The sequence below is a fragment of the Rugamonas rubra genome, assembly GCF_900114705.1.
Taxonomy (GTDB): Bacteria; Pseudomonadota; Gammaproteobacteria; order Burkholderiales; family Burkholderiaceae_D; genus Rugamonas; species Rugamonas rubra.
In genome coordinates this window covers 272,708-297,306 of record NZ_FOTW01000010.1, presented here as the reverse complement: position 1 = coordinate 297,306, position 24,599 = coordinate 272,708, and the positions used below count along the sequence as shown (strand labels likewise).

Annotated in this window: 23 protein-coding genes; 21 read left to right on the top strand and 2 right to left on the bottom strand. The window is 67.8% G+C overall.

Translation table 11 applies throughout. The features are described 5' to 3' along the window. Positions 1–49: 49 nt before the first annotated feature. The 5 genes from BM252_RS11935 to BM252_RS11915 all read left to right on the top strand — a co-directional run bounded on the left by BM252_RS11935 (position 50) and on the right by BM252_RS11915 (position 7,072). A complete protein-coding gene (locus BM252_RS11935) occupies positions 50–1,432 on the top strand; it encodes an NAD(P)-dependent oxidoreductase (RefSeq protein ID WP_093387704.1) in 1,383 nt (460 codons plus the stop codon). Further along, positions 1,432–2,745 (top strand): NAD-dependent dihydropyrimidine dehydrogenase subunit PreA, encoded by a 1,314-nt coding sequence (gene preA / locus BM252_RS11930; RefSeq protein WP_093387703.1) that lies wholly within the window; start codon positions 1,432–1,434, stop codon positions 2,743–2,745. The genes BM252_RS11935 and preA overlap by 1 nt, the downstream gene beginning before the upstream one ends. Positions 2,746–2,838: 93 nt before the next feature. After that, positions 2,839–4,323 carry an NCS1 family nucleobase:cation symporter-1 gene (locus BM252_RS11925; RefSeq protein WP_093387702.1) on the top strand — a complete coding sequence of 495 codons (1,485 nt, stop codon included), beginning with the start codon at positions 2,839–2,841 and terminating at the stop codon, positions 4,321–4,323. Positions 4,324–4,351: 28 nt separating this feature from the next. Beyond that, complete coding sequence (hydA, locus tag BM252_RS11920; RefSeq protein WP_093387701.1) at positions 4,352–5,746, top strand: dihydropyrimidinase; 1,395 nt, start codon at positions 4,352–4,354, stop codon at positions 5,744–5,746. Positions 5,747–5,836: 90 nt separating this feature from the next. Further along, positions 5,837–7,072, top strand: a complete 1,236-nt coding sequence (locus BM252_RS11915) for a Zn-dependent hydrolase (protein WP_093387700.1) — start codon at positions 5,837–5,839, stop codon at positions 7,070–7,072. A 34-nt stretch (positions 7,073–7,106) separates the two neighbouring features. On the opposite strand, the gene BM252_RS11910 is transcribed toward BM252_RS11915, so the two are convergent. Next, positions 7,107–7,994 (bottom strand): alpha/beta fold hydrolase, encoded by an 888-nt coding sequence (locus BM252_RS11910; RefSeq protein ID WP_174900505.1) that lies wholly within the window; start codon positions 7,992–7,994, stop codon positions 7,107–7,109. A gap of 55 nt (positions 7,995–8,049) precedes the next feature. On the opposite strand from BM252_RS11910, the gene BM252_RS11905 reads away from it, so the two are divergent. From BM252_RS11905 to BM252_RS11840, 15 genes are all read left to right on the top strand, one after another. Further along, on the top strand, positions 8,050–8,667 hold the full coding sequence (locus tag BM252_RS11905; RefSeq protein ID WP_093387697.1) for a TetR/AcrR family transcriptional regulator: 618 nt from the start codon (positions 8,050–8,052) through the stop codon (positions 8,665–8,667). Further along, the gene (locus BM252_RS11900; protein ID WP_093387696.1) at positions 8,664–9,443 is read left to right on the top strand and encodes an enoyl-CoA hydratase/isomerase family protein; all 780 of its coding nucleotides are present in this window, start codon (positions 8,664–8,666) and stop codon (positions 9,441–9,443) included. Before BM252_RS11905 ends, BM252_RS11900 begins: the two co-directional genes overlap by 4 nt. A 19-nt stretch (positions 9,444–9,462) precedes the next feature. Further along, positions 9,463–9,723, top strand: a complete 261-nt coding sequence (locus tag BM252_RS11895; protein WP_093387694.1) for a hypothetical protein — start codon at positions 9,463–9,465, stop codon at positions 9,721–9,723. Between the two features lie 60 nt (positions 9,724–9,783). After that, positions 9,784–10,977 (top strand): substrate-binding domain-containing protein, encoded by a 1,194-nt coding sequence (locus tag BM252_RS11890; RefSeq protein ID WP_093387693.1) that lies wholly within the window; start codon positions 9,784–9,786, stop codon positions 10,975–10,977. Positions 10,978–11,117: 140 nt separating this feature from the next. Continuing rightward, a complete protein-coding gene (locus BM252_RS11885) occupies positions 11,118–11,888 on the top strand; it encodes an ABC transporter ATP-binding protein (protein ID WP_093387691.1) in 771 nt (256 codons plus the stop codon). Continuing rightward, positions 11,885–12,637, top strand: a complete 753-nt coding sequence (locus BM252_RS11880; RefSeq protein ID WP_093387690.1) for an ABC transporter ATP-binding protein — start codon at positions 11,885–11,887, stop codon at positions 12,635–12,637. Before BM252_RS11885 ends, BM252_RS11880 begins: the two co-directional genes overlap by 4 nt. Then, entirely contained in the window at positions 12,637–13,632 is a 996-nt protein-coding gene (locus tag BM252_RS11875; RefSeq protein ID WP_093387743.1) for a branched-chain amino acid ABC transporter permease, read from the top strand. The genes BM252_RS11880 and BM252_RS11875 overlap by 1 nt, the downstream gene beginning before the upstream one ends. Beyond that, positions 13,629–14,699 (top strand): branched-chain amino acid ABC transporter permease, encoded by a 1,071-nt coding sequence (locus BM252_RS11870; RefSeq protein WP_093387688.1) that lies wholly within the window; start codon positions 13,629–13,631, stop codon positions 14,697–14,699. The genes BM252_RS11875 and BM252_RS11870 overlap by 4 nt, the downstream gene beginning before the upstream one ends. 33 nt (positions 14,700–14,732) lie before the next feature. Beyond that, complete coding sequence (locus BM252_RS11865; protein ID WP_093387687.1) at positions 14,733–16,298, top strand: acyl-CoA synthetase; 1,566 nt, start codon at positions 14,733–14,735, stop codon at positions 16,296–16,298. Beyond that, positions 16,295–17,191 (top strand): MaoC/PaaZ C-terminal domain-containing protein, encoded by an 897-nt coding sequence (locus BM252_RS11860; protein WP_093387685.1) that lies wholly within the window; start codon positions 16,295–16,297, stop codon positions 17,189–17,191. The genes BM252_RS11865 and BM252_RS11860 overlap by 4 nt, the downstream gene beginning before the upstream one ends. A 236-nt stretch (positions 17,192–17,427) precedes the next feature. Then, positions 17,428–18,432 (top strand): porin, encoded by a 1,005-nt coding sequence (locus tag BM252_RS11855; protein WP_093387684.1) that lies wholly within the window; start codon positions 17,428–17,430, stop codon positions 18,430–18,432. 220 nt (positions 18,433–18,652) lie between these two features. After that, a complete protein-coding gene (locus tag BM252_RS11850) occupies positions 18,653–20,386 on the top strand; it encodes a putative bifunctional diguanylate cyclase/phosphodiesterase (RefSeq protein WP_093387683.1) in 1,734 nt (577 codons plus the stop codon). 128 nt (positions 20,387–20,514) lie between these two features. Further along, on the top strand, positions 20,515–21,309 hold the full coding sequence (locus tag BM252_RS11845; RefSeq protein WP_093387681.1) for a substrate-binding periplasmic protein: 795 nt from the start codon (positions 20,515–20,517) through the stop codon (positions 21,307–21,309). Between the two features lie 9 nt (positions 21,310–21,318). Then, positions 21,319–21,636 (top strand): hypothetical protein, encoded by a 318-nt coding sequence (locus BM252_RS30040; RefSeq protein WP_139236432.1) that lies wholly within the window; start codon positions 21,319–21,321, stop codon positions 21,634–21,636. 7 nt (positions 21,637–21,643) lie between these two features. After that, positions 21,644–22,177: a hypothetical protein gene (locus BM252_RS11840; protein WP_139236430.1), complete on the top strand. Its 534-nt coding sequence runs from the start codon at positions 21,644–21,646 to the stop codon at positions 22,175–22,177. 134 nt (positions 22,178–22,311) lie between these two features. On the opposite strand, the gene BM252_RS11835 is transcribed toward BM252_RS11840, so the two are convergent. Then, a complete protein-coding gene (locus BM252_RS11835; protein ID WP_093387678.1) occupies positions 22,312–23,250 on the bottom strand; it encodes a LysR family transcriptional regulator in 939 nt (312 codons plus the stop codon). A 128-nt stretch (positions 23,251–23,378) separates the two neighbouring features. Here BM252_RS11835 and BM252_RS11830 point away from each other — a divergent pair, with 128 nt between their 5' ends. After that, complete coding sequence (locus tag BM252_RS11830; RefSeq protein ID WP_093387677.1) at positions 23,379–24,596, top strand: urate hydroxylase PuuD; 1,218 nt, start codon at positions 23,379–23,381, stop codon at positions 24,594–24,596. Positions 24,597–24,599: the final 3 nt, after the last annotated feature.

The window sequence follows — 24,599 nt, the reverse complement described above, 5'->3', positions numbered from 1 at the left end:
TCCGCATGCTGTAACCCATTTGCCCACCAAGCCATTGCCAGGAAAACGAATGATGATCACCTCACTGAACTACATGCCGCACCCGCAGCAAGCCGACGGCGAACTGGCCGCACAATTCACCGACCTGGCGCCGCCGCTGACACCGCGCCAGGCGGCGATTGAAAGCGCGCGTTGCCTGTACTGCTACGACGCGCCTTGCAGCCGCATCTGCCCGTCGGAAATCGACGTGGCCAGCTTCATCCGCAACATCAACGACGAGAACATCAACGGCGCCGCCGTCGGCATCCTCAAGAAGAACATCCTCGGCGGCAGCTGCGCCCGCGTCTGCCCAACCGAGATCCTGTGCGAGGACGCCTGCGTGCGCAACCACGACGCCGAGGGCCAGCCGGTCAAGATCGGCCTGCTGCAGCGCTACGCCGTCGACCACATGCAGCTGAACGGCCACCCCTTCGCCCGCGCCGCCGCCACCGGCAAGACCGTCGCCGTGGTCGGCGCCGGCCCGGCCGGCCTGTCCTGCGCCCACCGTCTGGCCATGCTGGGCAACGACGTCGTCGTCTTCGAGGCGCGCGAAAAATCCGGCGGCCTGAACGAATACGGCATCGCCAAATACAAACTGACCGACGACTTCGCGCAGAAGGAGGTCGAGTTCCTACTTGGCGTGGGTGGCATCACGGTCCGCCACGGCCAGACCCTGGGCGGCAATCTGCAACTCAAAGACCTGCACGCGCAGTACGACGCGGTGTTCCTCGGCCTGGGCCTGGGCGCCAGCCGCCAGCTGGGTCTGACCGGCGAGGACGCGCCCGGCCTGCTGGCCGCCGTCGACTACATCGCCGCGCTGCGCCAGGCCGACGACTTGCACGCGCTGCCGCTGCCGGCGCGCGCCATCGTCATCGGCGCCGGCAACACGGCGATCGACATGGCGGTGCAGATACAACGCCTCGGCGCGCAGGAGGTCACGCTGGTCTACCGGCGCGGCTTCGACGCGATGAGCGCGACCCACCACGAGCAGGACATCGCCAAGGCCAACCAGGTGCGCATGCAGACCTGGGCCCAGCCGCAGCAAGTGCTGCTGGACGACGCCGGCCGCGTGCGCGGCATGCGCTTCGAGCGCACCGCGCTGCTCAACGGCCGCCTGGCCGGCACCGGCGAGACCTTCGAGATCGCCGCCGACGCCGTCTTCAAGGCCATCGGCCAGAGCCTGGACGCGCACAGCGTCGCCGATCCGCTGGCGGCCATGTTGAAGCGCGACGGCGACAAGATCGAAGTCGACGCGCAATTCCGCACCGTCCTGCCGGGTATCTACGCCGGCGGCGATTGCGTCGCGCCGGGGCAGGACTTGACGGTGCAGGCGGTCCAGCACGGCAAGCTGGCCGCGCTGGCGATTCACGCGGACATTCAACTGAACACCAAGGCGAAAGTGGAGGCTGCATAATGGCTGATCTGTCCATCAATTTTTGCGGCATCAAGTCGCCCAATCCTTTCTGGCTGGCCTCCGCGCCGCCCACCGACAAGGCCTACAACGTGGTGCGCGCCTTCGAGGCCGGCTGGGGCGGCGTGGTGTGGAAGACGCTGGGCGAAGACCCTCCGGCCGTCAACGTCTCGTCGCGCTACTCGGCGCACTACGGCAAGAACCGCGAGGTGCTCGGCTTTAACAACATCGAGCTGATCACCGACCGCTCGCTGGAGATCAACCTGCGCGAGATCACCCAGGTCAAGAAGGACTGGCCCGACCGCGCCATCGTCGTCTCGTTGATGCTGCCCTGCGAGGAGCAGCTGTGGGCCAACATCCTGCCGCTGGTGGAGGCCACCGGCGCCGACGGCATCGAGCTCAACTTCGGCTGCCCGCACGGCATGCCCGAGCGCGGCATGGGCGCGGCGGTCGGCCAGGTGCCCGAGTACGTGCAGCTGGTGACCAGCTGGTGCAAGAAGCACAGCAAACTGCCGGTGATCGTCAAGCTCACGCCCAACATCACCGACGTGCGCGCGCCGGCCCGCGCCGCCAAGGCCGGCGGCGCCGACGCCGTCTCGCTCATCAACACCATCAACTCGATCACCCATCTGGACCTGGACCGCATGGTGGCCTTCCCGGCGGTGGGCAACGCCAGCACCCACGGCGGCTACTGCGGCTCCGCCGTCAAGCCGATCGCGCTGAACATGGTGGCCGAGATCGCCCGCGACCCCGCCACCAAAGGGCTGCCGATCTCCGGCATAGGCGGCATCGGCAATTGGCGCGACGCCGCCGAGTTCATCGCGCTGGGCGCCGGCTCGGTGCAGGTGTGCACCGCCGCCATGCTGCATGGCTTCCGCATTGTCGAGGAGATGAAGGACGGCCTGTCGCGCTGGATGGACGAGAAGGGCTACCGGACCATCGACGACTTCGCCGGCAAGGCGGTGGCCAACACCACCGACTGGAAATACCTGGACATGAACTACCAGGTGATCGCGCAGATCAACCAGGACGACTGCATCAAGTGCGGCCGCTGCTACGTCGCCTGCGAGGACACCTCGCACCAGTCGATCGCCCAGCTGATCGACGCGGCCGGCGTGCGCACCTACGAGGTGATCAAGGAGGAGTGCGTCGGCTGCAATCTGTGCGAGATCACCTGTCCGGTGCAGGGCTGCATCACGATGGTGCCGCAGAAGACCGGCAAGCCGTATATGAACTGGACGCAGGACCCGCGCAATCCGCGCGCGGAGCCGGCGCCCGGTGTGACTGTGCCAACGTTGGAACCAGTGCAAGTCTAGGTATGGAACTTGCAAGCTTGTTATAGACTGTCGCATCGCCGGCATCTAGACCGGTAGTGCGACAAGCATATTCAACCCTGGGAGAGAACCAACGTGAGTAAACAACAGTCCGTCAGCGCGCAACTTTGGAACGAGGACCTGGCGCCGACCAGCGCCGCGCAACGCACTTGGCGCTGGTATCACTTCGCCGCGCTGTGGGTCGGCATGGTGATGTGCATACCCGCCTACACCCTGTCGGCCAGCCTGATCGAGGGCGGCATGTCGGGCTACCAGGCGGTGCTGACGGTGTTCCTCGCCAACGCCATCGTGCTGCTGCCGATGCTGTTGATCGGCCACGCCGGCACCAAGTACGGCATTCCCTACGCGGTGCTGGCGCGCGCCTCCTTCGGCACGCGCGGCGCGCGGCTGCCGGCGCTGATGCGCGCCATCGTCGCCTGCGGCTGGTACGGCATCCAGACCTGGTTCGGCGGGCAGATGATCTACACCCTGCTCGGCGTGATGTACGGCGGCGAGATCGGCGGCGCCAAGTTGGCCGGCCTGGGCATCAATCCGGTCCAGCTGCTGTGCTTCCTGGCCTTCTGGGGCATCCAGTTCTGGTACATCGTGCACGGCATGGACGCCATCCGCAAGCTGGAGACCTACACCGCGCCGCTGAAGATTTTGATCTGCTTCGTGCTGCTCGGCTGGGTCCACAACAAGGCCGGCGGTTTCGGCGACCTGCTCGGCGCGCCGTCGCAGTTCGTCGAGGGAGGCAAGAAGGCCGGCCAGTTCTGGAGCGCCTTCTGGCCCTCGCTGACGGCGATGGTCGGCTTTTGGGCCACGCTGGCGCTGAACATCCCCGACTTCACCCGCTTCGCCAAGTCGCAGCGCGACCAGATCGTCGGCCAGTCGGTCGGCCTGCCGGTGCCGATGGGGCTGCTGGCCATGCTGGCGGTGATCGTCACCTCGGCCACCGTGGTCTTGTACGGCAAGGCGATCTGGGACCCGGTCGACCTGGCCAGCCGCATGACCGGCATCGCCGTGCTGATCGCCCTGCTGGTGCTGCTGATCGACACCGTCTCGGTCAACCTGGCGGCCAATCTGGTTGGACCGGCCTACGACTTCTCCTCGCTGGCGCCCAAGCTGATCTCCTACAGGACCGGCGGCTACATCACCGCCGGCATCGCCATCGTCATGATGCCGTGGAAGATACTCGAGTCGACCCAGGGCTACGTCTTCACCTGGTTGATCGGTTACTCGGCGCTGCTCGGCCCCATCGCCGGCATCCTGATCGTCGACTACTACTTCGTGCGCAAGACCGAACTGGCGGTCGACCAGCTGTATCTGGACGACGGCGTCTACTCCTACGGCGGCGGCTGGAACATGGCGGCGCTGGTGGCCTTTGTGGTCGGCGTGCTGCCGAACATCCCCGGTTTCCTCAACGCCGCCTTCCCGGCTAGCTTCCCGCAAGTGGCCGACGGTTTCAAGACGATTTACACCTATGCGTGGTTTGTCGGAATCGCTATTTCCGCGCTGGTGTATGCGGTTATGATGAAGGGCAAAGCACTGCCGGCCATGCGGCCGGCGGCCCAGCCCTGAACCCGACCTGAGTCTTACGGAGATGTCTATGACAACCATTATTCGCGGTGGTACTGTGGTCAACGCGGACCGCGCGTTTCGTGCCGATGTGCTGTGCTACGGCGACAAGATCGTCGCCGTCGGCGAGAACCTGGAGGCGCCGCATTCGGCCACGGTGGTCGACGCCGGCGGCCAGTACGTCATCCCCGGCGGCATAGACACCCACACCCACATGAACCTGCCCTTCATGGGCACGGTGACGCAGGACGACTTCTTCAGCGGCACCGCCGCCGGCCTGGCCGGCGGCACCACCACCATCATGGACTTCGTCATCCCGGCGCCCAAGCAGTCGCTGATGGAGGCCTACCACACCTGGCGCGGCTGGGCGCAGAAGTCGGCCGGCGACTACACCTTCCACGTCGCCATCACCTGGTGGGACGACAGCGTGCACGCCGACATGGGCACGCTGGTGCGCCAGCACGGCGTGAACAGCTTCAAGCACTTCATGGCGTATAAAAACGCCATCATGGCCGACGACGAGACGCTGGTGAAGAGCTTCCGCCGCTCGCTCGAACTGGGCGCGATTCCCACCGTGCACGCCGAGAACGGCGAGCTGGTTTTCCAACTGCAGCAGGACCTGCTCAAGCGCGGCATGACCGGCCCCAGCGCGCATCCGCTGTCGCGCCCGCCCGCCGTCGAGGCGGAGGCGGCCAACCGCGCCATCGCCATCGCCGGCGTGCTCGGCACGCCGGTCTACATCGTCCACGTCTCCTGCGCCGAATCGCTGGACGCCATCGCCCGCGCCCGCGCCAATGGCCAGCGCGTCTACGGCGAGGCGCTGGCCGGCCACCTGGTGATCGACGACAGCGTCTACCAGAGCAAGGATCTGGAGTACGCCGCCGCCCACGTGATGAGCCCGCCGTTCCGCGGCAAGCACCACCAGGCGGCGCTGTGGCACGGTCTGCAAAGCGGCAACCTGCACACCACCGCCACCGACCACTGCACCTTCTGCGCCGCACAAAAGGCGGCCGGCAAGGACGACTTCACCAAGATCCCCAACGGCTGCGGCGGCGTCGAGGACCGCATGTCGGTGGTGTGGGACGCCGGCGTCAACAGCGGCAAGCTGACGCCGTCCGAGTTCGTCCGCGTCACCTCGGCCAACGCCGCGCAGATCTTCAACATGTATCCGCGCAAGGGCTTGATCGCCGTCGGCTCGGACGCCGACATCGTCGTCTGGGACCCCGAGGGCACGCGCACCATCTCGGCCAAGACCCAGTTCGCCAAGGGCGGCTTCAACGTCTTCGAGGGCCGCACCGTGCGCGGCATCCCCAGCACCACGCTGGCCGCCGGCAACGTGGTGTTCCAGCGCGGCGAGCTGATGGCCGAGGAGGGCGCCGGCCGCTACGTCGAACGGCCGGCCTTCGCGCCGGTATCGGCCAAGTAGCGGCCAGGTAGCGGCCAAGTAGCGGCGGCGCCGCCGGCGCCGACCAGGCAAGCGCGATTCGATTTTCAACCGTGGCAGAGGAGCAGGGACATGAGTGAATTGCGCATCAACGGCGCGCGCCTGTGGGCGGCGCTGATGGAACTGGCGCAGATCGGCGCCACCGCCAAGGGCGGCGTCAAACGCCTGGCACTGACCGACCTGGACAAGCAGGGCCGCGACCTGGTGGTGGGCTGGGGCCGCGCCGCCGGCATGAGCGTCACCATCGACCAGATCGGCAACGTCTTCATGCGCCGCGACGGCCGCAACAACGCGCTGCCGCCCATCATGACGGGCAGCCACATCGACACCCAGCCGACCGGTGGCAAGTTCGACGGCAACTACGGCGTGCTGGCCGGCCTGGAGGTGGTGCGCACCCTGAACGATGCGAACATCCAAACCGAGGCGCCGATCGAGGTGGCCTTCTGGACCAACGAGGAGGGCTCGCGCTTCGTGCCGGTGATGATGGGCTCGGGCGTGTTCTGCGGCGCCTTCAGCCTGGAGACGGCCTACGCCGCGCGCGACACCGAGGGCAAGAGCGTCGGCGAGGAGCTGGCGCGCATCGGCTACCAGGGCGAGCAGGTGCCCGGCCAGCATCCGATCGGCGCCTACTTCGAGACCCACATCGAACAAGGCCCGGTGCTGGAGGATGCCGACAAGGTGATCGGCGTGGTGCCGGCGGTGATGGGCCTGTCCTGGTACGACTGCGTGGTCAGCGGCATGGAGGCGCACGCCGGACCGACCCCGATGGGCCTGCGCAAGGACGCGCTGCAAGTGGCCACCCGCATCATGCAAGAGGTGGTGGCGATCGCCAACCGCTACCCGCCGTATGGCCGCGGCACGGTGGGCATGGTGCAGGTGTTCCCCAACAGCCGCAACGTGATCCCCGGCGAGGTCAAGTTCAGCATCGACCTGCGCAACGTCAACGACGCGCTGCTCAACACCATGCACGAGGAGATGCTGGCCTTCGTCGAGCAAACCCGGCGCGACAGCGGCCTGGCCATCAGCGTCGAGCGCGTCTCCTACTATCCGCCTTGTCCCTTCCACCCGGACTGCGTCGGCGCGGTGCGCCGCGCCACCGCCGCGTTGGGCTACTCGACGATGGACGTGGTATCCGGCGCCGGCCACGACGCCATCTACGCCGCCCGCCTGGCGCCGGCCGGCATGATCTTCGTGCCCTGCAAGGACGGCATCAGCCACAACGAGATCGAGGACGCCAAGTCCGAGCACCTGGAGGCCGGCTGCAACGTGCTGCTGCACGCCATGCTGGAGCGCGCCGGCAGCGCCTGAAGCCCCGCGAGCAACAAGGGGGAAACCGCCATGTCTAGACCTGAGCCCGTGGGTGTGGCGCGAGGTGGCGGGTCAGGGCGGCGGCGAACGCTTCGGGCTGTTCCCATTGCGGCGCGTGGCCGGCGCCCGCCAGACCCACCAGTCGGGTCGTTCCTGTCAGGCGCGCCAGGTGGAGGAAGGTCGCTTCGTTGTAGAGCCGGCTTTCTTTGCCGTAGATGTATTGGCAGCGCTCGCCCAGGCGCGGCAGCAGCGCGCGGTAGTCTTGCCGCGCCATGTCGCTCCACAGTTGCGCCAGCCCCTCCGCCGCGTTGGCGCGCATCAAGGCGGTGAGGCGCGCCAGCAGCGCCGGCTCGGCGCGGGTGCCGCGGGCGAATAGTTTGGCCGCGCTTGTCTGGGCCATGCGCGCCCAGTCGGCGCGCACCGCCGCCACCGTCGGCGCCACCATCGCTTCGGGATAGCCGCCCGTCAGGCCGTGGGGCCAGCCCTCGTCGGTGACGATTTTCGCCGTCATGTCGACGACGCTCAGTTTGTCCAGCCGCTCCAGGCCGGCGCCGCGCAGGTGTTCCCACGCGACCATCGCGCCCATCGACCAGCCGACCAGGGAGTAGCGCTCCAGTGCGAGCTGTGCGATGAGTTCGCCCACGTCGGCCGCCAGCACGGCGAGCGTCAGCGGCCCCCGCTGCGGCCCTTGCGGCCCGCCCTGCGATAGGCCGTGGCCGCGCAGGTCGGGCACGATCAGCCGCAGGCCTTGTTGCGCCAGCGCCGCTTGGCGCTCGAAGAAGTCGCCCGAGGCGCCCCACCCGTGCAGAAGGATGATGGTCGGGCCCGCGCCCGCGCCCGCGCCCGCGCCGCTGTCGCGGTAGTGCAGCCGCGCACCGTCGCGCAGCGGCAGGAAAAATTTTGTGTCGGCTGTCGTTGACATTGGAGTTGACCCGTATACAATATGACACATGAATCATATTGTATATTGAGTAGCCATGCAACCGACCCCAGTCAAGAAAATCGAAGCACCGAAGACCGCCCGCGGCATCAAGACGCGGGCCAAGATCCTCAAGGCGGCCGAGCAGGTGTTCGGCAACAAGGGCTTCCATGCCGCCTCGATCTCGGAAATCACCCAGGTCGCCGAGGTGTCGCAGGGCACCTTCTATATCTATTTCCCGGACAAGGAGGAGGCCTTCCGCGCGTTGGTCGAGTTCATGGGCCAGGAGACCCAGGCCTTCATCCGCCAGCGCACCGGCGCCGCCCAGAGCCGCCTGGAGGCCGAGCGCCTCGGCCTGCAGGCTTTCCTTTCCTTCGTCGCCGAGCACAAGAACCTGTACCGCATCGTGCTCGAGTCGCTGTTCGTCGACGAGGCGATTTACCGCAGTTACTTCAGCAAGTTCGGCGCGCTGTACCAGTCGCGTCTGGACGCGGCCGCGGGCAACGGCGAGATCACCGCCGGCGACACCGAGGTGCGGGCCTGGTGCCTGATGGGCATCAGCCATTTCCTCGGCATGCGCTACGGCCTGTGGGACAGCCCGGAGGCGCACGCCCGCGTGGTCGACGCCGCCGCCGATTTCATCAGCAACGGCTTGCGCGCCAAGGATGCGCCATGAGCGCGCTGGTGCTGGTCGAGCGCGACGGCGCGCTGGCGCGGCTGGTGCTGAACCGGCCGGCGCGCCACAACAGCCTGGTGCCGGAGTTGCTGCGCGCGCTGCTGGGCGCGCTCGACACCTGCGCCGCCGATCCGACGGTGGCCGCGCTGGTGCTGGCGCACGCCGGGCCGTCGTTCTCCACCGGCGGCGACGTGCGCGCCTTCCACGAGCAGGGCCAGGGCCTGGCCGCCTACGGCGCCGAGCTGGTCGGCCTGCTCAACGAGGCGATCCTGCGTCTGGCCGGCTACCCCAAGCCGGTGGTGGCGGCGGTCGACGGCACCGTCACCGGCGGCGCGCTCGGCCTGGTGCTGGCCTGCGACATCGTGCTGGTGTCGGCGCGCGCCAGCTTCACCCCGTATTACGTCGACGTCGGCTTCAGCCCGGACGGCGGCTGGACCGCGCTGCTGCCGGCCTTCATCGGCCCGGCGCGCGCGCGCGCGGTGCAGTTGCTGAACCAGCGCATCAGCGCCGAGCAGGCGCTGGCCTGGGGCATGGCTGCCAGGCTGGTGGCCTCGATCGACATGGCCGACCAGGCCGCCGCGACGGCCCGCGCCGTCGCCGCCAAGGTGCCCGGCAGCGTGCGCCGCACGCGCGCCCTGCTGGGCCCGGACCCGCTGCGTCTGGCCGAGGCGCTGGAGCGGGAGCGCAGCGAATTTTTGCAGCAGGTGGTGAGTATGGAAGCACAACAAGGTATGCAGCGATTCTTGTCTCAGGGGAGTCAGGCTGTACAGCGTTAACCCTATTGAAGGAGTGACAATGAACAGTTTCATGAATTTGCAATCGAGCTTCAAGGGCAAGGCACGGGCGGCGCTGCTCCCCCAGGGCATGAGCTACTGGCGACCGCCGGCCGGCACCCACAGTTATCTGTACCTGTGCGACAACGGCGACAAGCGCATCAAGATTTTCGAGGTTTATCCGGCCAGCGGCGCGATCGCCCTGGCAGGTCTACGTCAGCTCGCTGATCAGCTGCCGTGTGACCATTTTCGACTGGAGCGAACTGACGCCGCCTTGAGTTGACGTCGCCGGGGAGGGCGCCCGCCTTCCCCGTTTTCATATAACAATAAGGATGGAAGAGACATGAACCACACACCGTTGCATAGCCTGGCCGCCGGCGCGCTGCTGGCGCTGGCCTGCGCCAGTTCGCCGGCGCACGCCGCCGACATCAAGATCGCCCACATCTACAGCAAGACCGGCGCGCTGGAGGCCTACGGCAAACAGACCCAGACCGGCTTGATGATGGGGCTGGAGTACGCCACCGGCGGCAGCATGACCGTCAAGGGCCGCAAGATCGTCGTCATCGAGAAGGACGACCAGGGCAAGCCGGACGTCGGCAAGTCGCTGCTGGCCCAGGCCTACGGCGACGACAAGGTCGACCTGGCCGTCGGCCCGACCTCGTCGGGCGTGGCCATCGCCATGCTGCCGGTGGCCGAGGAGTACAAGAAGGTGCTGCTGGTGGAGCCGGCGGTGGCCGATTCGATCACCGGCAGCAAGTGGAACCGCTACGTCTTCCGCAGCGGCCGCAATTCTTCCCAGGACGCCATCGCCAACGCCGTCGCGCTCGACAAGCCGGGCGTGACCATCGCCACGCTGGCGCAGGACTACGCCTTCGGGCGCGACGGCGTGAAGGCCTTCTCCCAGGCGCTGTCGGGCAAGGGCGCCAAGCTGGTGCACGAGGAGTATCTGCCCACCTCGACCACCGACTTCACCGCCGGCGCCCAGCGCCTGATCGACGCGCTGAAGAACCAGCCCGGCCGCAAGGTGATCTTCGTGATCTGGGCCGGCGCCGGCAATCCCTTCAAGATCGCCGACCTGGACCTGAAGCGCTACGGCATCGAGATCGCCAGCGGCGGCAACATCCTGCCGGCGATGGTCGCCTACAAGCAGTTCCCCGGCATGCAGGGCGCCACCTACTATTACTTCGGCATCCCGAAGAATCCCGCCAACATCTGGCTGGTCGCCGAGCACTACAAGAAGTTCAAGACGCCGCCCGACTTCTTCACGGCCGGCGGCATGACGGCCGGCATCGCGCTGGTGGAGGCGCTGAAAAAGGCCGACGACGCCGGCTCGGAACAGCTGATCAAGGCCATGGAGGGCATGGCGTTCCAGAGCCCGAAAGGCAAGATGGTGTTCCGCAAGGAAGACCACCAGGCGCTGCAGTCGATGTACCACTTCCAGATCAAGGCCGACCCGGCCTTTGCCTGGGGCGTGCCGGAGCTGGTGCGCGAGCTGACGATCGACGAGATCAAGCTGCCGCTGCGCAACAAGCTGTGAGCGCCGGGGCGGCCATAGCAAAACCAGGGAGGTGCACCGGCTCCGCGCCCCTGGGTTGATGGCCGGCCCGCGCCACCCTGGCGTCAGCACAGCCTTTTTTGTCCACATTTTCGCCGCCTTGAAGCGCGGCAGGGGTAGCCATGTCCATTTCTCTCGAAACGCGCGCGCTGACCGTCAATTTCGGCGGCCACGTGGCGGTCAACCAGGTGTCGTGCGCCTTCCGGCCCGGCACCCTGACCGCCATCGTCGGCCCGAACGGCGCCGGCAAGACCACCTATTTCAACCTGATCTCCGGCCAGTTGCCGGCCAGCGGCGGCGAGGTGCTGCTGAACGGCGAGAGCCTGACGCGCCACGGCGCCGCCGCGCGCGCCCGTGGCGGCCTGGGCCGGGCCTTCCAGCTGACCAATCTGTTCCCGCGCCTGTCGGTGCTGGAAAACGTGCGCCTGGTGCTGCAGGCGCGCCACCGCACCGGCCTGCGCCTGCTGACGACCTGGTTCAGCCAGCGCCACCTGGTCGAGGAGGCCGGCGACATCCTCGAACAGATCTCCCTGGCGGCGCGGCGCGACACGCCGGCCAGCGCGCTGTCGCACGGCGACCAGCGCAAGCTCGAGGTCGGCCTGCTGCTGGCGATGCAGCCGCAGGTGTTCATGTTCGACGAGCCGACCGCCGGCATGAGCCACGACGAGGCGCCGGTGATCCTCGAGCTGATCGCGCGGATCCAGGCGCGGCGCGACAAGACCATTTTGCTGGTCGAGCACAAGATGGACGTGGTCGAGCGCCTGGCCGACCGCGTCATCGTGCTCAACCACGGCCAGCTGGTGGCCGACGGCGCGCCGGCCGCGGTGATGCGTCTGCGCGTGGTGCAGGAGGCCTATCTGGGCGCCGAGGTGGCGGCGGAGGAGGCGGCATGAGCGCGCCCTTGCTGACCCTGGCCGGGGTGCACACCCACATCGGCCCCTACCACATCTTGCAGGGCGTCGACCTGCAGGTGCCGCGCGGCCAGCTGACCATGCTGCTGGGCCGCAACGGCGCCGGCAAGAGCACGACGCTGCGCACCATCATGGGCCTGTGGCGCGCCAGCGCCGGGGCCATCGGCTTTGCCGGCGCCTCGCTGCGCGGCGTCGGCACGGCCGACATCGCCGCCCGCGGCATCGCCTATGTGCCGGAAAACATGGGCATCTTCAGCGACCTGACGGTGCGCGAGAACATGCTGCTGGCGGCGCGCAGCGGGCCGATGGACGGCGCCCGCCTGGAGTGGATCTTCACGCTGTTCCCGTCCCTCAAGCAGTTCTGGGACAAGCCGGCCGGCAAGCTCTCGGGCGGCCAGAAGCAGATGGTGGCGATCGGCCGCGCGCTGGTCGAGCCGCGCCAGTTGTACATGTTCGACGAGCCCTCCAAGGGCCTGGCGCCGGTGATGGTCAACAGCATGGTGGCGGCGCTGCGCGCGCTCAAGGAGCAGGGCGCGACGGTGCTGCTGGTCGAGCAGAACCTGGCGGTGGCGCAGGCGCTGGGCGACTCGGTGGCGGTGATGGACGCCGGCCGGGTGATCCACCACGGCGCCATGGCGCAACTGGCGGCCGACGCCGACCTGCAGCAGCGCCTGCTCGGGCTGCACCTGGCCGCCGCACCGGCGCCGGCGCCGGCGGGGGAGGGCGCATGATGGCCTCCAACGGCCTGCGGGCCTTCGACAAGAACCTGCCCAGCCTGGTGCTGCCGGCGCTGATGCTGCTGGCCCTGCCCCTGCTGCCCGGTCTGCCGACCTGGATCACGCTGACCGTCGCCGGCCTGGCGATGGGCATGATGATCTTCATCATGGCCAGCGGCCTGACCCTGGTGTTCGGCCTGATGGACGTGATGAACTTCGGCCACGGCGCCTTCATCGCCGTCGGCGCCTTCGTCGCCACCAGCGTGCTGCGCTGGATGCCGGGCTGGATGGGCGCCGACAGCCTGCTGCTCAACGCCGGCGCGGTCGGCGTCGCGCTGCTGGCGGCGGCGCTGGCCACCGGCCTGCTGGGCTGGGGATTCGAGCGCCTGATGATACGCCCGGTCTACGGCAGCCACCTGACGCAGATCCTGGTCACCACCGGCGGCCTGATCGTCGCCGAGCAGTTGATCCACGTGCTCTGGGGGCCGGAGCAGATTCCGCTGCCGCGCCCGCCCAGCCTGCGCGGCGCCTGGATCGTCGGCGACGTCGCGGTCGAGAAGTTCCGCCTGCTGGCGGTGGCGCTGGGCCTGCTGGTCTTCGCGGCGATGTGGCTGGTGCTGAACCGCACCAAGATCGGCCTGCTGGTGCGCGCCGGCGTGCAGGACCGCGAGATGGTCGAAACCCTGGGCTACCGCGTCGGCGTGCTGTTCGTCGGCGTGTTCGTCGCCGGTTCGGCGCTGGCCGGGCTGGGCGGGGTGCTGTGGGGCTTGTACCAGGAAAGCGTCAGCGCCGCGCTGGGCGCGCAGCTGATGGTGCTGATCTTCATCGTCATCATCATCGGCGGCCTCGGCTCGGTCGGCGGCTGCTTCGCCGGCGCGTTGCTGGTCGGGCTCACCGCCAACTACGCCGGCTTCCTGGCGCCCAAGGTGGCGCTGGGCGCCAACATCCTGCTGATGGTGCTGATCCTGCTGTGGCGCCCGCAGGGCCTGTTTCCGGTGGCGTCGCGATGATCGCCCGCCTGCTCCCCAGCGCGCTGTCGGGCGACGCGCCGCGCAGCCGCGTGCTGGCCGTCCTGCTGCTGCTGCTGTGCGCCGGCCTGCTGCTGGCGCCCTTCCTGTTCCCCGGCACGCGCGCGCTCAACGTCGCCGCCAAGATCTGCGTCTTCATCGTGCTGGCCGCCAGCTACGACCTGCTGCTGGGCTACACCGGCGTGGTCTCCTTCGCCCACACCATGTTCTTCGGCATCGGCGCCTACGGCGTCGGCATCGCCATGGCGCACCGCGAGGGCGACTGGCTGGCGCTGGCCGCCGGCGCCGGCGCGGCCTTGTTGCTGGCGCTGCTGCTGGCCTTGCTGCTGGGCGTGCTCTCGCTGCGCGTGCGCACCATCTTCTTCGCCATGATGTCGCTGGCGCTGGCCTCCTTCTTCGCCACGCTGGCGTCGCAGTTCTCCGCCTTCACCGGCGGCGAGGACGGTCTCAGCTTCAAGTTGCCGGCGCTGCTCTCGCCGGCCACCCGCTTCCTCGACCAGCCCTTCCTCGGCGTCGACTGGGGCGGCAAGCTGCTGTGCTACTACCTGGTGTTCTGCTGCAGCCTGGCGCTGTTCCTGCTGGCGCTGCGGGTGGTCAATTCGCCGTTCGGCAAGGTGCTGCAGGCGATCCGCGAAAACGACTTCCGCGCCGCCGCCATCGGCTACAACCCGGTGCTGTACCGCACCGTGGCCAATTGCCTGGCGGCGCTGCTGGCCTGCGCCGCCGGCATCCTGTACGCGCTGTGGCTGCGCTACGTCGGCCCCGACACCACGCTCAGCTTCGCCATCATGATCGACATCCTGCTGATGGTGGTCATCGGCGGCATGGGCTCGATGTACGGCGCGGCGCTGGGCGCGGCCATTTTCGTCGTCGCGCAAAACTATCTACAGGACGGCATGAAGCTGCTCAGCGGCGCGCTCGAGTCCGCGCCCCTGCTGGCGGCCCTGTTCCATCCGGACCGCTGGCTGTTGTGGCTGGGCGTGCTGTTCATTTTGAGCGTCTACTTCTTCCCCAGCGGCATCGTCGGGCGCCTGCGCGGCAAGCCTTGACCGGGGACACCCCATTTGATGAAGGAGCGGCATATGTATGTAGTGGATTGGTTGCACAAGCAGGCGCTGCACCGGCCGGACCAGACCGCGCTGGTGGACCTGGCCAGCGGGCGCGAATGGACCTACCGGCAGTTCAACGAGCGCGCCAGCCGCGTCGCCGACTACCTGCTGACGCGGGCCGGCCTGCAGCCGGGCGCGCGCGTGGCGGTGCTGGCGCAGAATTCCTCGGACTATCTGGAGCTGCTGTACGGTTGCGCCAAGGCCGGCATGGTCATGGTCTGCCTGAACTGGCGCCTGGCGCCGGCCGAGCTGCTGCCGATTCTGCAGGACGCCGAGCCGGCCCTGCTGGTCTACGGCCAGCCCTTCGGCGCCACCGCCGAGGCGCTGCGGGCGCAGCTGCCGGGCCTGCGGGCGCGGCAGGCGGTGGTGATCGGTGCCACGGGCGGGGCCGAGCAGGCCGGTGCGCGCGGTTACGAAGACTGCCTGGCCGGCGCCTGCGGCGACGCCATCGAAATGCAGCCGCGCGGCATGGACGAGGTCTGGCACCTGCTCTACACCTCGGGCACCACCGGCACGCCGAAGGGCGTGATGCAGACCTACGGCATGGTCTACTTCAACGCTGTCAACTGCATGCTGGCGACCGGCCTGTCGCGGCACGACGTGCTGCTCAACGTGCTGCCGTTCTTCCACACGGGCGGCTTGAACCTGTACACCAATCCGGTGCTGCACGCCGGCGGCACGGTCCACATCATGCAGCAGTTCGACGCCGGCGCCGCGCTCGAACTGCTCGACAGCACGGTGACGCTGTTCCTCGGCGTGCCGGCGGTCTACCTGATGCTGAGCCAGCACCCCGCCTTCGGCGCCGCGCGTTTCCGCGCCATGCGCCACTGGTCGGCCGGCGGCTCGCCGATGGCGCACAGCCTGCTCGAGCTGTACCAGGCCAAGGGCGTGACCATTTGCTTCGGCTTTGGCATGACCGAAACCGGGCCGACCGTGTTCATCTGCGACGAGGCGACCGCCCGGCGCAAGACCGGCACCATCGGCCGGCCGGTCGGCTCGATGCGCACGCGCGTGGTGCTGGCCGACGGCAGCGACGCCGGCCCGGGACAGCGCGGCGAACTCTACATCCAGGGGCCCGGCGTCACGCCCGGCTACTGGAAGCTGCCGCAAGCCAGCGCCGAGGCCTTCGTCGACGGCTGGCTGCGCTCCGGCGACATCGCCTACTTCGACGACGAGGGCGACCACTACATCGTCGACCGTGCCAAGGACATGTACATCTCCGGCGCGGAAAACGTCTATCCGGCCGAAGTCGAAAACGTGCTGTTCCAGATGCCGCAGATCGCCGACGCCGCCGTCATCGGCGTGGCCGACGCCAAATGGGGCGACGTCGGCGCCGCCATCGTCGTGCTCAAGGCCGGCCAGCCGCTGGCGCCGGCCGAGCTGCAAGCCTTCTGCCGCGCCCGTCTGTCCGGCTACAAGGTGCCCAAGCACGTGGTGGTCCTCGACGCGCTGCCGCGCACGCCGTCGGGCAAACTCGAAAAACACAAACTCCGCAGCCAATTCGCCGATCTCGGCACTCAAGAAGGAACCGCGCCATGAGCTCAGTCCAATCCGGCTTTCGCCGCACGCTGCAACAGAGCGACTTCGACCGCTTCGCCGTGCTCAGCGGCGACAACAACCCGATCCACTGCGACCCCGAGTTCGCCGGCCGCAGCCACTTCGGCGCCACCGTCGCGCACGGCATGTTCCTCTACGGCCTGATCTACCGCGCCCTGGAAGAGGCGGTGCCCGGCGCAGGCATGCTGCAGCTCGAGCAGGAACTGATGTTCCCCAATCCCAGCTACGCGCAGGACGAGGTCGAGGTGCTGGTCACGCCGCTGCCGGGGCGCGGCGACGGCAGCCGCTGCTTCAGCACCGTGGTGCGCAAGCAGGCCGGCGGCGCGGCCGTCGTCACGGCGCTGGGCAGCGCGCGGGTGAGCGGCGCCGGCGGCGCCGCCGCGCTGGCGGCCGGCGCCGCCGCCGCCATGGCGCCGGCCGGCGCGCCCGGCGCGCCCGGCGCCAGCGACGAGGAACTGCGCGGACTGCGCCTCGGCATGCGCGCGCGCGCCGAGCGCACCCTGAGCGAGGCCGACCTGGCCGACTACGCGGCGCTGACCGGCGATCGCAACCCGCTGCACCACAGCGACGACTGGGCCGTCGCCCACGGCTTCGCCGGCCGCCTGGTGCCGCCGCCGCTGCTGGCGAGCCTGTTCTCCGACCTGCTCGGCACCCGCCTGCCCGGGCGCGGCACCGGCTGGATGAAGCAGACGCTGCGCTTCGTTGCGCCGGCCTACGTCGGCGAACGCATCGCCGCCGAAGTCGAAATCGTCCGCCTGCGCGCCGACAAGGACCTGGTCAACCTGTCCAGCGTGCTCACCGGCGCGGACGGGCGCGCCATCTGCCGCGGCGAATCGCTGGTCCTGGTGCGCAACCTGGAAGCGCCGGCCGGCTGACCCCGCGCGGGCCGGCCCCCGTTCCCCACAGCGCTGTTGCAGATGCCGCCGGCGAGCGGCGCGGGAGAGCTGCGCCCGTCGATCTAGAGATTTTCAGAACTGCCCGCCGCGGCGGGCAGCCAGCACCGGCCGGCGGCGCCCACCAGCGGCGCCGGTCCCACCCAAGCCGGGCGGAACAGACAAACGAAGCTGACCGCCCGGACCCGCAGCACATCAACACCACAACGGAGACAAGAATGAAAAAACACATCCTGGCACTGGCGGCAACGACCATCATGGCGGCGCTGGCCGGCGCGGCGCAGGCGCAAAGCGGCGTCACCATCTACGGCTCCATCGACGGCGGCCTGCGCCACCAGACCAACGTCAACGCCGCCGGCGACAGCAAACTGTCGGTCGGCTCGAACGGCCAGTACTACCCGAACCGGCTCGGCTTCATCGGCAGCGAGGACCTGGGCGACGGCATGAAGGTGCACTTCAAACTCGAAAGCGGCTTCAACACCGGCACCGGCGCGCTCGACAACGCCGGCGGACGCCTGTTCAACCGCAGCTCGTGGGTGGGCGTGTCGGGCAAGTGGGGACAGATCAACTTCGGCCACCAATACACCATCGCCTTCTTCACCGCCAACGACTACGACCCCTTCAACTACAAATACGCCTACATCATCCCGGTGTCGGCGGCGACCGCGGGCGGGCGCTACGACAACAACATCCAATACACCGGCAGCTTCGGCGCCTACAAGGTGCGGGCCGAGTACGCGCCCGGCGAAAAGGCCGGCAACGCCGGCACCAACACCGCCAAGGCGGTCGGCCTGGCCTATGCGCAAGGGCCGCTGAACTGGGGCGGCGCCTACAGCAGCCGCGACGTGGAAGGCTTCGCCGACCGCCACTACACCGTCGGCGCCGCCTACAAATTCGGCGCGGCGCGCGTCGCGGCCGGCTACATGGCCGACAAACTGGCGACCGCCTCCGGCGCCGACAACACCACCAAAAACGCCTGGGGCGGCGTCAGCTTCGACGTGGCGCCGCAAACCGTCATCAGCGCCGCCTACTACCAGACCAAAACCTCGGTGGCGCGCATTGCCGGCGCGCGCAAACTCTTCATGGTTGGCGCCGTCCACTACCTGTCCAAGCGGACCAATCTGTACGCCGACATCGACTATGCCAAACTGAGCGGGAGCTCGCGCATCGGCAGCCAGACCAGCCAGACCGGCGTCTCCATGGGCATCGACCACCTCTTCTAGCCCGGCCCCGAACGCAACAATGGGGTCAGGGGTAGACCTGACTTCAAGTCCGACAGACTGCTAGACCAATCGGCAACAATGGCGGCCTTGTTGTTTTCCCGTTCGCAATTAAGTTAGTAGTCGCCCGGCCGCGCGGAATTGCTTATGATCGTCCTGTGGCGCGCCGGCTTTGCCGGGGCCGGCGCGCCGTTTCGACCGATCCGGCGGGGCAGATCGCACGATGCAAGATTCCACGCACTCCCCATCCGCCCAGGATGGCGCGGGCGGCAACACGCCGGAGCACAGCGCGGCGCGGCTGGCGGCGCGCCTCACCGCCACCCTGGAGAGCATCACCGACGCCTTCCTGATGCTCGACCGCGACTGGAACCTCAGCTACATGAACGGCGAGGCCGAGCGCCTGCTGCAGTGCCGGCGCGAGCAGGTCATCGGCCGCAACGTCTGGCAGGTGTTCCCCGAGGCCGTGGGCGGGCCCTACTACCGCGCCTACCACAAGGCGGTCGAGAGCAACAGCTCGGTCTCCTTCGAGGAGTACTACGCGCCGCTGAACCTGTGGACCGAGATCCGCGCCTACCCGTCGGAAGAGGGCCTGGCCATCTACTTCCTCGACATCAGCGCGCGCAAGGCCAGCGAGGCCGAGATCCACCAGTTGGCCTTCTACGACCGGCTGACCGGCCTGCCCAACCGCCAGCTGCTGCTCAACCGCATCGAGCACGCGCTGACGCTGTGCGGGCGCATCGGCCACAGCGGCGCCGTGCTGTTCATCGACCTGGACAACTTCAAGGCCATCAACGACACGCGCGGCCACGACAAGGGCGACATCCTGTTGCAACTGGTGGCGCAACGCCTGCAGTCGGCGGTGCGCGCCAGCGACACGGTGGCGCGCTTCGGCGGCGACGAGTTCGTCGTGCTGCTGGAGGACCTGGACGCCGACGCCGCCAGCGCCACCGCCGGCGCGCAGGAGAGCGCGCGCAAGGTGCAGCACGCCTTCTGCCAGCCGTTCGAGATCGCCGGCGTGCAGCAGTACAGCACGCCGAGCATCGGCATCACCATCTTCGACCGCGACGCAGGCAGCGTCGACGACGTGCTGCAGCGCGCCGACCTGGCCATGTACCAGGCCAAGGCGGCCGGCCGCAACACCATCGCCTGCTTCGACCCGGAGATGCAGCTGCGCGTGGCCGCCAGCGTGGCGCTGGAGGCCGACCTGCGGCGCGCCCTGGCGCAGGAGGAGTTCGTGCTGCACTACCAGCCGCAGGTCGGCGTCGACGGCCGCCTGGCCGGCGCCGAGGCGCTGCTGCGCTGGAACCACCCGCAGCGCGGCCTGGTGTCGCCGGCCGAGTTCATCCCGGTGGCCGAGGACACCGGCCTGATCGTGCCGCTCGGCCAGTGGGTGCTGCGCAGCGCCTGCCGGCAGCTGGCGCAGTGGGCCGGCGGCGCCGCCACGGCCGCGCTGGAGATGGCGGTCAACGTCAGCGCCCACCAGTTCCACCGGCCCGACTTCGTCGGGCAGGTGCTTGCGGTGCTGGCCGAGACGGGCGCGCCGGCCGGCCGCCTGAAGCTGGAGCTGACCGAGAGCCTGCTGCTGAAGGACGTCGCCGGCACCGTCGAGAAGATGTTCCTGCTGCGCGAGGTCGGCGTCGGCTTCGCGCTGGACGATTTCGGCACCGGCTACTCCTCGCTGTCCTACCTGCACCGGCTGCCGCTCGACCAGTTGAAGATCGACCGCTCCTTCATCCAAGAGATCAGCGGCGAGGGCCACGGCGCGGCCATCGTGCGCATCATCGTCGCCCTCGGCCAGGCGCTCGACATGACGGTGCTGGCCGAGGGCGTCGAGACGGCGGCGCAGTTTGACTTCATCGTCGCCGAGGGCTGCCAGGCCTACCAGGGCTATCTGTACAGCCGGCCGTTGCCGGCAGAGCGGCTGGCCGAGTTCATCGCCGCCCGCGCCGGCGGCTGAGGGGGGCGCCGCCGCCGGCGCCAGCGGGCACGGCGTGGCGGTGGCGCGGTGTCGCCCGTCCGCTCGCCAGCGCCATCGCGCTATACTGGAGCGATTGCGGCGCCGGCCGCGCCGGCCAAGGAGCGACTATGCGACGCTGCAGTGTCATTGCCCGCCTTGCCTGCCTGCTGCTCGCGGCGGCGCTGCCGTCGCACGCCTGGGCCGACCACTACCGCTGCGTCTCGCTCGACTATCCTCCGCTGATCCAGCAGGAGGCCGGCGGGCCGGTGCACGGCCTGGCGGTCGAGCTGGTCGGCGCCGTGTTCGCCCGCATGGGCCACACCGTCAGCGTCGAAATCTATCCCTGGGGCCGCGCCTTGGCGCTGGTGCGCCAGGGCCAGCGCGACTGCGTGTTCACCATCTTCCGCACGGCCGAGCGCGAAGGCTTCCTCGACTTCAGCCGCGAGTCCATCCTGCCGCAGATCATCTACTTCTACGGCCAGCGCGACGGCGCCACCGCCTTCAACGGCGACCTGGCCGCGCTGGCCGGCAGCCGCGTCGGCACCGTCCTGAACGTCAACTACGGCGCCCGCTTCGAGGCGGCGCGCGCCACGCTGGCGGTGCGCGAGGTGGCCACGCTGGAGCAGAACTTCCGCAAGCTGGCGCTGGGCCGGCTCGACCTGGTGCCGAGCAACCTGTACACCGCCGGCGTCACGCTGCGCCGCATGGGCGCCGGCGCGGACGACATCGTCCAGCTGCCGCTGGCGCTGGAGAACGTGGCCAGCCACATCGCCTTCGCCAAGTCGCTGCGGCTGACGGCGCTGCGCGACCAGTTCGACCTTGAGTTCAAGGCCTACCTGGCCGGCGGCGCCTACCGCAAGCTGCTCGAGCGCCACCGCATCGAAACTACGCCCGAGCTGGGCCGCTTCATCGACGGCCGGTAGCGGCTGGACTTGGTTTTCCAAGTCGACTGGCATGCGCGCGGGATCAAAAACGGATTTTTGACGATGTCCTATACTGTTTTTTACGATGGTGCTTCAAATGGACGACATTGCAGGGCGCAATGTTTCCAAACAGGGGGGGATGATATGAAGTCAGCCAGATTGTTTACCACGGCCGATGTGGTGAAGATTAATCAGCGCATGATTAATCGAGAGCCCGCGCCACTAGCCCCAGATATTCGCGACAGGTTCTTGCGCGACGTTCGTTTTTCCCGTGAGCAGATCAACAGCGCCTTTGCCGCCGCTCGGCGGCGTCTGGGTGAAGCATAGGTTTGCTATGCCGCACAATCACGTTTACGAGCGCCTTGTTGCCGGCCCCGACGATGCTGTCGGGGCCTTTGCCTACGTGCTGTACAAACAGCATAAAGTCGCATTCGTGAAAAACGTTTTTGACGCGCGTGGAAGGGACCCCACTGACGAGGAAATGGAGATTTTCTATCAGCAAATCTCTTTGCAGAGTCAACTGGACGGCTATAGGCAGAGAGCGCAGGTTTTAGCGGCGAATTTTCTCGAAGATGGATTGGCTGAGCATATTGTGCGCATAGGCCTGGAGTTGCAAGAATCGGATTTCAATCGGCGGCTAGACAGGATCGAAGGCAAGCTAGATGGCAAGCGGAGCTTCTGGGGCTGGTGCGCCGAAGTGAGCGCGAATTTGCTGATAAATATTGTCACCATTATCGTTATTGGTACCGCAGTAATTGGCTATAAATCCTTGGCCAGTTTTAACTCCGCAACCGAAACGCGGCTCGATCTTGGAACGGACCGCACCCAGCAGAAATCAGAGTCTTCACCGCAACCCAAGGTGCCTTAACTCGTTTGAGGTAGCGGTCGCCAAGGCGAACGCGTGCGACTATTTCTTGGGCTTGGATCGGAAGCTGCGCGGGAGATCGAGCAGTACCCGCGCCACCAGCTCGGCGTTATCTGCCACCAGCGCCAACACTCCCCCTACTGCGGCAGCAGCGCCTTGGCCGCCGCGCTGACCTGGTCGCGCAGCCACTTGTGCTCGGGCGCCTGGTGCACCCGCTCGTGCCACAGCTGGTAGAAGCGCATCGGCGGGAACTTGACCGGCACGCTGAAGGTCTTCAGCGGCAGCGTCCTCTCGTAGTAGCGGACGAACTGGCGGCCGGTGGTCAGCACCAGGTCGGTCTGCGTCAGCATGTAGGGGATCAGGCCGAAGTAGGCCGACTCCACCATCACGTTGCGCTGTAGGTTCTGGCTGGCCAGGAAGGTGTCGATCACGCCGTGGTAGCCGGGCAGGATCTGCGCCGGCGCCACGTGCGGCAAACTCAAATAGTCGGCCAGGGTCATGGCGTCGCAGTCGGTGCGCATGGCGTAGGGGCTGTCGGCGCGCATGGTGCAGATGATCGGGTCCTCGAACAGCTTGGCGATGTGCAGGTGCTGCGGCGGCTCCTCCCAGTTGGCGATGACCAGGTCCATGTCGCCGTCGGATAGCAGGCGGATGTAGTCGATGCCCGGTCCCAGGCTGTGGATCACCACCTTCGACAGCGGCGAGCCGCGCCGCAGCGCCGCCACGATGTTGGGCAGGAACTGGCTGTCGAGGTAGTCCGGCGCGGCGATGTGGAAGGTGCGCGACTCCTCCTGCGGCACGAAGGGCGTCTTCTTGACGAACAGGTTCTCGGTCTCGTCGAGGATGCGCTTGGCCGGCTTGAGCAGGCTTTCGCCGTGCTGGGTCGGCACCATGCCGCGCGCGCCGCGCACCAGCAGCGGGTCGCCGGTCAGCTCGCGCAGCTTGCGCAGCGAGGCCGAAATCGACGGCTGCGGCTGGTTCAGCTTGAGCGCCACGCGCGAAACGTTCTTTTCAACCAGCAGCAGGTAGAGGATGCGGATCAGGTGCAGGTCGAGGTGTAGTGGCAGGGAGGCCATGCTGTCGCTTATATTGAATCGGATATGTTGAATATACGATATATTTCATCTGGTCGGAACCAATACCGGCTATCTTCTGTAAATTCGCCGCATCTATCGCCTTAAAAGCCAACCCGCAGAAGGAAGCCATGGACTTGTTCGCCTATTTGATCCCGTACGGCCTGGAATGGCTCAACCTGATCGTCCGCTGGCTGCACGTGATCACCGGCATCGCCTGGATCGGCGCCTCGTTCTATTTCGTCTGGCTGGACAATTCGATCCGCCCGCCGGCGCCCGGTTCCGACCTGGCCAAGAAGGGCGTCTCGGGCGAGCTGTGGGCGGTGCACGGCGGCGGCTTCTACAACCCGCAAAAATACCTGGTGGCGCCGGCCGAACTGCCGAAGGACCTGCACTGGTTCAAATGGGAGGCCTACACCACCTGGCTGTCCGGCTTCGCGCTGCTGACCATCGCCTACTACTTCAACGCCCAGGCGATGATGATCGACAAGGATGTGGCCGATATCGGCAGCTGGCAGGCGGTCGGCCTCGGCCTCGGCAGCCTGCTGGTCGGCTGGACCGTGTACGACCTGCTGTGCCGCTCGCCGCTGGGCAAGCACGACTTTTGGTTCGGCGTGGTGGTGTTCGCGCTGATCGTCGCCGCCGGCTTCGGCCTGACGCACTGGCTCAGCGGCCGCGCCGCCTACATCCACGTCGGCGCGATGATCGGCACCATCATGGTGGCCAACGTGCTGATGCTGATCATTCCCGGCCAGCGCAAAATGGTCGAGGCGATGGCGGCCGGCGGCCTGCCCGATCCGGTGCACGGCCAGCGCGCCAAGCAGCGTAGCGTGCACAACAACTACTTCACGCTGCCGGTGCTGTTCATCATGATCAGCAACCACTACGCGATGACCTACCGCAACGACCGCGCCTGGCTGGTGCTGGCCTTCATCATGGCGGCCGGCGTGTCGATCCGCCACTTCTTCAACCTGCGCCACAAGGGCCGCACCGAGTGGCGCTATCCAATGTTTGGCGTGGCGCTGCTGCTGGCCGTGGCGGTGGCGATCGCGCCGCCGCGCCCCGCCGCCGCCGTGGCCGTGGCCGATCCGGCCGCCGCCTTCACCAAGGTGCAGGTCATCGTCGCGCAGCGCTGCGTCAGCTGCCACTCGGCCCATCCCAGCCAGCCCGGCTTCGCCACCGCGCCGGCCGGCGTGATGTTCGACGGCGCCGAGCAGATCCGCCAGCAGTCGGAGAAGATCTACAAGCAGGCGGTGCAGCTGAAGGCTATGCCGATCGGCAACCTGACCAACATGACGGATGCCGAACGGGCCGCCATCGGCGCTTGGTTCGAAGCCGGCGCCAAGTAACAC

What these genes read in the sequence shown, in the direction of transcription:
- BM252_RS11845 (WP_093387681.1), top strand. Translation starts at nt 20,515, where the DNA reads ATGCGACGCTGCAGTGTCATTGCCCGCCTTGCCTGCCTGCTGCTCGCG.
- BM252_RS11860 (WP_093387685.1), top strand. Translation starts at nt 16,295, where the DNA reads ATGAGCTCAGTCCAATCCGGCTTTCGCCGCACGCTGCAACAGAGCGAC.
- BM252_RS11935 (WP_093387704.1), top strand. Translation starts at nt 50, where the DNA reads ATGATGATCACCTCACTGAACTACATGCCGCACCCGCAGCAAGCCGAC.
- BM252_RS11880 (WP_093387690.1), top strand. Translation starts at nt 11,885, where the DNA reads ATGAGCGCGCCCTTGCTGACCCTGGCCGGGGTGCACACCCACATCGGC.
- BM252_RS11890 (WP_093387693.1), top strand. Translation starts at nt 9,784, where the DNA reads ATGAACCACACACCGTTGCATAGCCTGGCCGCCGGCGCGCTGCTGGCG.
- BM252_RS11910 (WP_174900505.1), bottom strand. Translation starts at nt 7,994, where the DNA reads ATGTCAACGACAGCCGACACAAAATTTTTCCTGCCGCTGCGCGACGGT.
- BM252_RS11875 (WP_093387743.1), top strand. Translation starts at nt 12,637, where the DNA reads ATGGCCTCCAACGGCCTGCGGGCCTTCGACAAGAACCTGCCCAGCCTG.
- BM252_RS11850 (WP_093387683.1), top strand. Translation starts at nt 18,653, where the DNA reads ATGCAAGATTCCACGCACTCCCCATCCGCCCAGGATGGCGCGGGCGGC.
- BM252_RS11835 (WP_093387678.1), bottom strand. Translation starts at nt 23,250, where the DNA reads ATGGCCTCCCTGCCACTACACCTCGACCTGCACCTGATCCGCATCCTC.
- BM252_RS11870 (WP_093387688.1), top strand. Translation starts at nt 13,629, where the DNA reads ATGATCGCCCGCCTGCTCCCCAGCGCGCTGTCGGGCGACGCGCCGCGC.
- hydA (WP_093387701.1), top strand. Translation starts at nt 4,352, where the DNA reads ATGACAACCATTATTCGCGGTGGTACTGTGGTCAACGCGGACCGCGCG.
- BM252_RS11905 (WP_093387697.1), top strand. Translation starts at nt 8,050, where the DNA reads ATGCAACCGACCCCAGTCAAGAAAATCGAAGCACCGAAGACCGCCCGC.
- BM252_RS11855 (WP_093387684.1), top strand. Translation starts at nt 17,428, where the DNA reads ATGAAAAAACACATCCTGGCACTGGCGGCAACGACCATCATGGCGGCG.
- BM252_RS11865 (WP_093387687.1), top strand. Translation starts at nt 14,733, where the DNA reads ATGTATGTAGTGGATTGGTTGCACAAGCAGGCGCTGCACCGGCCGGAC.
- BM252_RS11840 (WP_139236430.1), top strand. Translation starts at nt 21,644, where the DNA reads ATGCCGCACAATCACGTTTACGAGCGCCTTGTTGCCGGCCCCGACGAT.
- BM252_RS11885 (WP_093387691.1), top strand. Translation starts at nt 11,118, where the DNA reads ATGTCCATTTCTCTCGAAACGCGCGCGCTGACCGTCAATTTCGGCGGC.
- preA (WP_093387703.1), top strand. Translation starts at nt 1,432, where the DNA reads ATGGCTGATCTGTCCATCAATTTTTGCGGCATCAAGTCGCCCAATCCT.
- BM252_RS11915 (WP_093387700.1), top strand. Translation starts at nt 5,837, where the DNA reads ATGAGTGAATTGCGCATCAACGGCGCGCGCCTGTGGGCGGCGCTGATG.
- BM252_RS11830 (WP_093387677.1), top strand. Translation starts at nt 23,379, where the DNA reads ATGGACTTGTTCGCCTATTTGATCCCGTACGGCCTGGAATGGCTCAAC.
- BM252_RS11895 (WP_093387694.1), top strand. Translation starts at nt 9,463, where the DNA reads ATGAACAGTTTCATGAATTTGCAATCGAGCTTCAAGGGCAAGGCACGG.
- BM252_RS11900 (WP_093387696.1), top strand. Translation starts at nt 8,664, where the DNA reads ATGAGCGCGCTGGTGCTGGTCGAGCGCGACGGCGCGCTGGCGCGGCTG.